The organism is Streptomyces sp. W16 (assembly GCF_033194735.1).
GTDB lineage: Bacteria > Actinomycetota > Actinomycetes > Streptomycetales > Streptomycetaceae > Streptomyces.
Window position 1 is genome coordinate 1 of sequence record NZ_JAWOAI010000591.1, and the last position, 5,555, is coordinate 5,555.

The following is a 5,555-nucleotide window of genomic DNA, read 5'->3' on the forward strand; positions in this document are numbered from 1 at the left end:
CGGGCCCCGCCGACGTGGACGCGGCCGTCCGCGCCGCCCGCGAGGCCTTCGACAGCGGGCGCTGGTCCGGGCTCAGCGGTCGCGAACGCGGCCGGATCCTGCACCGCGTCGCCGAACTCATCCGCGAGAACGCCGACGAACTCGCCCAGCTGGAGAGCCTCGACGTAGGCAAGCCCATCACCCTGTGCCACGCCGTCGACGTCACGAACGCGGCGAACGACTACGAGCACTACGCCGCCCTCGCCTTCTCCCTGGACGGTTCGACCCGCGACACTCCGCTCAACGCCCTCGCCTACACCAAGCGCGAGCCGCTGGGCGTGGTCGCCGCGATCACCCCCTTCAACTTCCCCTTGATCCTTGCCGGTTCGAAGCTCGCCCCCGCCCTCGCGGCCGGCAACACCGTGGTCCACAAGCCCGCCGACGAGACCCCGCTCAGCGCTCTCTACATGGCCGGACTGCTCCAGCGGGCCGGTGTCCCGGACGGTGTCGTCAACGTCGTCACGGGCGCGGGCCCGGTCGCCGGCGAAGCCCTGCTGCGGCACGCGGGCGTCGACAAGATCGCCTTCACCGGCTCCACCGCCGTCGGCCGGCACGCCGCGAGCGTCGCCGGCGAGAACCTCAAGCCCGTGACCATGGAACTCGGCGGCAACGCGGCCCACATCGTCTTCGAGGACGCCGACCTGGAGAAGGCCGTCGGCGCGGTCATCAAGGGCTTCGTCTTCAACACCGGCCAGTTCTGTATGGGCGGCCCCCGCCTGCTGGTCGCCCGCCCCGTCTACAGCACCCTCCTCAACATCCTCGCCGACGCGGTGCCCGGCGTGCCGCTCGGCGACCCCCGGCTGCCCGAGACCGTCGTGGGCCCGATGGCGGGGGAGAAGCACCTGCGCAAGGTCGAGGAGTACGTCGACCTCGCCCGCAAGGAGGGCGCCCGCATCGTCTGCGGCGGCGAACGCCTCGACCTCGACGGCGGCTACTACTACAAGCCCACCGTCATCGCCGACCTCGCCAACGACTCCCGGGTGATCCAGGAGGAGATCTTCGGCCCGGTCCTCACCGTGCAGCCCTTCGACACCGAGGACGAGGCCGTCGAACTCGCCAACTCCACGCCCTACGGGCTGGCTTCGGGCGTCCAGACCGGCAACCTCTCCCGCGCCCACCGCATCGCGGACCGCCTCCAGGCGGGCATCGTCTGGGTCAACGACTGGGCGATGCTCGACCCCAACGTCCCCTTCGGCGGCGTCAAGGACTCCGGCTTCGGCCGCGAGTACGGCCCCGAGGGCCTCGCCGCCTACACCCGCACCAAGTCCGTCGTCGTCTCGCTCGACTGACCACACCCATCAGCTCGACTGACCACGCCCACCAAGGAGTTCGTACGATGTCCACCACCACGCGCGCGGCCGTCGTCGAGTCGGGCGGCGCACCCTTCACGCTCACCGACGTCGAACTGGCCGAGCCGGGCCCGCACGAGGCGCTGGTCCGGGTCGTCGCAACAGGCCTGTGCCACACGGATCTTGGAGTGGCGAGCGGCGGACTGCCCTTCCCGCTCCCCGGAGTTCTCGGTCACGAGGGCGCCGGTGTCGTCGAGGAGGTCGGCTCGGCCGTCACCGGTGTCGTGCCCGGCGACCATGTCGTGCTGTCCTTCACGTCCTGCGGCGACTGTCGCAACTGCCAGGGCGGACACCCCGCCTACTGCGCGACCTGGCTGCCGCTGAACCTCATCGGAGGCCGCCGCGCCGACGGCAGCAGCACCATCAGCCGCGACGGACAGCCCCTCGGCGGGCACTTCTTCGGCCAGTCATCCTTCGCCGAACGGGCGTTGGTCGACGAGCGCAGCCTGGTGAAGGTCGACCCGGATGTGCCGCTGGAGTCGATCGCCCCGCTGGGCTGCGGAGTTCAGACGGGAGTCGGCGCCGTCTGGAACGTCCTGAAGCCGCGACTCGGCGACACGATCGTGGTGCTCGGCGCCGGAGCCGTCGGCCTGTCCGCGGTGATGGCTGCCGCGCTCACCCCGGCCACCCGGATCATCGCCGTCGACAAGGTCGCCGAACGCCTTTCCCTGGCAAAGGAGTTGGGGGCCACGCACACCGTCAACGCTGCCGAGGGCGACCTCGGCGAGACCCTCGCCGTACTCACCGACGGCCAGGGCGCCGACGGCATCGTGGAGACCACCGGCAGTGTCGCGGTCCTCCGCCAGGGCGCCGACGCGCTCGCCGCCCGGGGCACGTTGGTCGTCGTGGGAGCACCACCGTTCGGCAGTGAAGTCGCCCTGGACGTCAACGGGTTGATCCCCGGGAAGCGGATCGTGGGCCTTACCCTTGGCGACAGCGAGACACAGAGCTTCATCCCCGCGCTCGTGCAACTGGTCAAGACGGGGCGGCTCCCGTTGCACCGCCTGATCAGTACGTATCCGTTCGCGGACATCGACCAGGCGGTGCGGGACATGAGCGCGGGCAAGGCCATCAAGCCCGTGCTCACCTTCTGACCTGCTCAGTCGACCGTCAGCACCAGCTTGCCCGAAGTGCGGCCGGTGGCGCCGAGCGCGTGTGCCTCGGCGGCATCGGCCAGCGGGAACGCCCCGGCGATCGTCGCGCGCAGCTTCCCCGCCTCGACGAGCTCCGCGATGGCCTGCATGTCGGCGCGGTCGGCGTCGACAAGCATCCGGACCGCCCGTACACCGAGCCGCTCGGCCTCCTCGTAGAAGTCCGGCTTGCCCATCGGCACGATCGAGACCACGATCCCGCCCGGACGCAGCACCCGCAGCGACTTGAGCGCGGTCTCGCCGCCGAGCATGTCCAGGACGACGTCCACGTCCTTCACGGCCTCGGTGAAGTCGGTCTCCCGGTAGTCGATCGCCTCGTCGACACCGAGCTCGCGCAGGAAGTCGTGCTTGGCCGCGCTCGCCGTACCGATGACGTACGCGCCGCGCGCCTTGGCGATCTGGACGGCCACGTGCCCGACCCCGCCGGCCGCCGCGTGGATCAACACCCGCTGCCCCGACTGGACTTCGGCGTTCTCCACCAGCGCCTGCCAAGCGGTCAGCGAGACCAGCGGCAACGCACCCGCCTGGACGTGGTCGATCCCGGCGGGCTTGTGGACGAAGGCACGGGCCGGAGCGGCGACGTACTCGGCGTGCGAGCCATGGCCCCACGGGTAGGACAGCATCCCGAAGACCTCGTCGCCGGCCTTGAAGCGGGCGACACCGACGCCGACGGCCTCGACGACGCCGGAGACGTCCCAACCGAGGACGAAGGGCGGCTCGCCGAGGAACCCGCCGGTGGCCCGGTGCTTCCAGTCGGTGGGGTTGAGCCCGGCCGCCCGCACCTTGATCAGGATCTCGTTGGCGCGCGGCGCGGGGCGCTCGACCTCGGCGACTTCGAGGACCTCGGGACCGCCGAGGGTGTGCTGCGTGATGACGCGCATGGTGTTCACAGTGCTCATGGTCATTCAGCCTGCCGGGTCCCGCACGACAAGAAAATGGCACGATGGCCAACCTTCGATAGAATCGTGCCATGCAGCATGTGGAACGGGTCGTGGTCCTGGCGCTCGACGGCGTCTACCCCTTCGAGCTGGGCATCCCCAGCCGCATCTTCGGCGCCGCCGACGGCCGCTACGAGGTGCTGACCTGCACGGTCGACGGGCGCCCGGTGCGCACCAGCGCAGACTTCTCGGTATCGGTGGAGCACGGGCCGGAGATCCTCGAAACGGCGGACACGGTCGTGGTCGCCGCCATGGCGACCCCGCGCATCCCCACGGGGCTGCCCGCCGAGATCGCCGACGCCCTCGCCCGGATCCGCCCGGACGCACGCATCGTCTCGATCTGTACGGCCGCCTTCGTGCTCGCCGCCGCCGGTCTCCTCGACGGGCGCCGCGCCACCACCCACTGGCAGGTCGTGGACCGCTTCCGTGCCCTGTATCCGCAGGTCGACCTGGACCCGGACGTGCTCTTCGTACAGGACGGCCGGATCCTCACCTCCGCCGGCGCGGCCTCCGGAGTCGACATCTGCCTGCACATCGTGCGCACCGACCACGGCAGCGAACTCGCCAACGCGGTCGCCCGCAGCTGCGTCGTTCCGCCGTTCCGCGACGGCGGGCAGGCGCAGTTCATCCAGCAGCCGGTGCCGGACTGCGGCGCCACGAGCACGGCCGCCACCCGCGACTGGGCTCTGACCCGCCTCGACGAGTCCCTCGCCCTGAACGACCTGGCCCGCCACGCCGGCATGAGCCTGCGCACCTTCGCCCGCCGCTTCAACGACGAGGTCGGCCTCAGCCCCGGCCGCTGGCTCATCCAGCAGCGGGTCGCCCGCGCCCGCGACCTGCTGGAGGCCAGCGACCTCTCTGTCGACCAGATCGCCGGCCGTGTCGGCTTCGCGACCGGCGCGTCCCTGCGGCAGCACCTGCACGCGGCGATCGGGGTCTCCCCGCAGGCCTATCGGCGTACATTCCAGGAAACCCGCTGACCCCCAACGTTTCGGCCCGCCCGTGCGTCGTAGGAACGACACGCGAGGGGGTAGGGCATGCGCAGAGGGCTCACGACGGTCGCCGTGCTGGTGGCCGTGGCCGCGGTGGGATGTGGCACCGAGGACGGGGAAGGCGTCGTGGTCGCGGGCACACCGCCGGTCACGCCCTACAAAGGACCGCTGTACGTACCGGCCACCGGCTCCGACAAGTCGGGTGCGGCCGGCCGGGCGCTGGAGTGCGACGGGAAGATGTACGAGGGCGGCGGCGCGGACGCATGGAGCAAGGGCGACGGCGGCAAGACACCCGAGGGCGGTCTGCGGGCGTACTTCAACATGCAGCAGCCGGACGTGCCGCGCACGGGCTACCGCGTCGAGCGCAGGTCGGACGGGCGCGTCCTGTTCTCCTACGACGTCGACGGCCGCACGAAGGTCGCCGTCGTCGTCGCCAAGGACCGTAAGAACAGGCCGGGTTGGGGCCCGGAGAGCAGCGCCTCCTGTGATCCGGCCGAACTTCCGGCGAGCTTCGCCAAAGCGCACGGGTACGAGATCTGGACCGACCAGAACGGGAAGCGGGTGGCGACCACGACGGTGAGCAGTGGCGTCGGAGCCGCGCACTGCGACTGGCAGCAGGCGCACTTCCTGCAGACCGGCGAAGGCGAGAAGCGCAAGCTGTACGCCCGCGATCCGCACAAGGTGCTCCCGTCCGAGATGCTCACCGCCCCCTACGACGGTGACGTCCGCATGCCGGCGAACGCCCGCGACACCGGATACCGGTACCGCGACTGGCAGTTGTGGTTCACGGCCGACGCGTCGAAGGCGTACGTCCGCACGCCCGACGGGGTGGAGGCGTGGCCCCAGGTCAAGCGCGGCCAGGGCTGCGCCTGAACATCCCTCACCGGCTCATGTGCAGCGCGACCAGCAACTGCCATACCTGGTCGGCGATTTCCTCCGGCGTGCCCTCCAACAGCCCGTGCAGCCAGTCGGCCAGGACCCCGCCGAAGGTCCCGGCGACCGCCGAGGCGACCAGCGGGGCGTCCGCCGCGCCCGCGAGTTCGCGCTCGCGGAGGCTGTAGGCGCGCAGGTCCCGGTGCAGCACCC

The 5,555-nt window shown here is 71.1% G+C and carries 5 protein-coding genes and 1 pseudogene; 4 read left to right on the forward strand and 2 right to left on the reverse strand.

Annotated features, from left to right (window positions below):
- Together R6V09_RS44625 and R6V09_RS44630 are read left to right on the forward strand one after the other, a co-directional pair.
- On the forward strand, positions 1 to 1,328 hold a 1,328-nt coding region (locus R6V09_RS44625; RefSeq protein WP_317887203.1), incomplete at its 5' end, for an aldehyde dehydrogenase family protein.
- 47 nt (positions 1,329 to 1,375) lie between these two features.
- Entirely contained in the window at positions 1,376 to 2,482 is a 1,107-nt protein-coding gene (locus tag R6V09_RS44630; protein ID WP_317887204.1) for an NAD(P)-dependent alcohol dehydrogenase, read from the forward strand.
- A 5-nt stretch (positions 2,483 to 2,487) separates the two neighbouring features.
- Here the strand turns inward: R6V09_RS44630 and R6V09_RS44635 are convergent, their stop codons facing one another.
- Entirely contained in the window at positions 2,488 to 3,438 is a 951-nt protein-coding gene (locus tag R6V09_RS44635) for an NADP-dependent oxidoreductase (protein ID WP_317887205.1), read from the reverse strand.
- A 71-nt stretch (positions 3,439 to 3,509) separates the two neighbouring features.
- On the opposite strand from R6V09_RS44635, the gene R6V09_RS44640 reads away from it, so the two are divergent.
- The gene (locus tag R6V09_RS44640) at positions 3,510 to 4,457 is read left to right on the forward strand and encodes a GlxA family transcriptional regulator (RefSeq protein WP_317887206.1); all 948 of its coding nucleotides are present in this window, start codon (positions 3,510 to 3,512) and stop codon (positions 4,455 to 4,457) included.
- 57 nt (positions 4,458 to 4,514) lie between these two features.
- Positions 4,515 to 5,342: a hypothetical protein gene (locus R6V09_RS44645; protein WP_317887207.1), complete on the forward strand. Its 828-nt coding sequence runs from the start codon at positions 4,515 to 4,517 to the stop codon at positions 5,340 to 5,342.
- Between the two features lie 7 nt (positions 5,343 to 5,349).
- Here the strand turns inward: R6V09_RS44645 and R6V09_RS44650 are convergent.
- Positions 5,350 to 5,555, reverse strand: a pseudogene (locus R6V09_RS44650) (TetR-like C-terminal domain-containing protein); the annotation flags it as partial.

Coding starts and splice junctions, on each gene's coding strand:
- R6V09_RS44630 (WP_317887204.1), top strand. CDS start 1,376: ATGTCCACCACCACGCGCGCGGCCGTCGTCGAGTCGGGCGGCGCACCC.
- R6V09_RS44635 (WP_317887205.1), bottom strand. CDS start 3,438: ATGAGCACTGTGAACACCATGCGCGTCATCACGCAGCACACCCTCGGC.
- R6V09_RS44640 (WP_317887206.1), top strand. CDS start 3,510: ATGCAGCATGTGGAACGGGTCGTGGTCCTGGCGCTCGACGGCGTCTAC.
- R6V09_RS44645 (WP_317887207.1), top strand. CDS start 4,515: ATGCGCAGAGGGCTCACGACGGTCGCCGTGCTGGTGGCCGTGGCCGCG.